The organism is Rubritalea squalenifaciens DSM 18772, from assembly GCF_900141815.1.
In the GTDB taxonomy this organism is placed as follows: domain Bacteria; phylum Verrucomicrobiota; class Verrucomicrobiia; order Verrucomicrobiales; family Akkermansiaceae; genus Rubritalea; species Rubritalea squalenifaciens.
In genome coordinates, this window is record NZ_FQYR01000001.1 from 1 (window position 1) to 1,247 (window position 1,247).

A 1,247-nucleotide genomic window follows, 5' to 3' on the forward strand; every position below is an offset into this window, starting at 1 on the left:
ATCATTCACAATGGACGAAAGTCTGATGGTGCAACGCCGCGTGGAGGATGAAGGCCCTAGGGTCGTAAACTCCTGTCATATGAGAGTAAGGCATATGTGTTAATAGCATGTATGTTTGATAGTATCATAAGAGGAAGGGACGGCTAACTTCGTGCCAGCAGCCGCGGTAATACGAAGGTCCCGAGCGTTGTTCGGAATCACTGGGCGTAAAGGGAGCGTAGGCGGCATGGTAAGTCAGATGTGAAATCCCGGGGCTCAACCCCGGAACTGCATCCGATACTGCCTTGCTAGAGTAATGGAGGGGTAACTGGAATTCTCGGTGTAGCAGTGAAATGCGTAGATATCGAGAGGAAGACCAACGGCGAAGGCAGGTTACTGGACATTTACTGACGCTGAGGCTCGAAGGCCAGGGGAGCGAAAGGGATTAGATACCCCTGTAGTCCTGGCAGTAAACGGTGTGCGCTTGGTGTAGGTGGGTTCGACCCCATCTGTGCCGGAGCTAACGCGTTAAGCGCACCGCCTGGGGAGTACGGTCGCAAGACTAAAACTCAAAGAAATTGACGGGGACCCGCACAAGCGGTGGAGTATGTGGCTTAATTCGATGCAACGCGAAGAACCTTACCTGGGCTTGACATGCATTGCTAATTCGGTGAAAGCCGATGAGTCTTCGGACGCCTTGCACAGGTGCTGCATGGCCGTCGTCAGCTCGTGTCGTGAGATGTTCGGTTAAGTCCGGCAACGAGCGCAACCCCTGTGGTTAGTTACTAACATTAAGTTGAGGACTCTAGCCAGACTGCCCAGATCAACTGGGAGGAAGGTGGGGATGACGTCAGGTCAGTATGGCCCTTACGCCCAGGGCTGCACACGTACTACAATGCCCAGTACAATGAGAACCGAGACCGCGAGGTGGAGGAAATCTACAAAACTGGGCTCAGTTCGGATTGGAGGCTGCAACTCGCCTCCATGAAGTTGGAATCGCTAGTAATGGCACATCAGCTACGGTGCCGTGAATACGTTCCCGGGTCTTGTACACACCGCCCGTCACATCATGGAAGCCGATCGCACCCGAAGTGCCTGCGTCAACATTGGCAGGGCCCTAAGGTGTAGTTGGTAACTGGGATGAAGTCGTAACAAGGTAGCCGTAGGGGAACCTGCGGCTGGATCACCTCCTTTCTACGGAGAAAACGCTTAAACGCGTAGGTCGAAGGCTAACGTCGGGGATGAACCCTGACCAAGTCTGCAACACG

General features: G+C 53.8%; 1 rRNA gene. It reads left to right on the top strand.

Annotation, left to right across the window (positions count from 1 at the left end):
* A 16S ribosomal RNA gene (locus tag BUB27_RS00005) occupies positions 1–1,173 on the top strand; the annotation flags it as partial.
* Between the last annotated feature and the right edge of the window lie 74 nt (positions 1,174–1,247).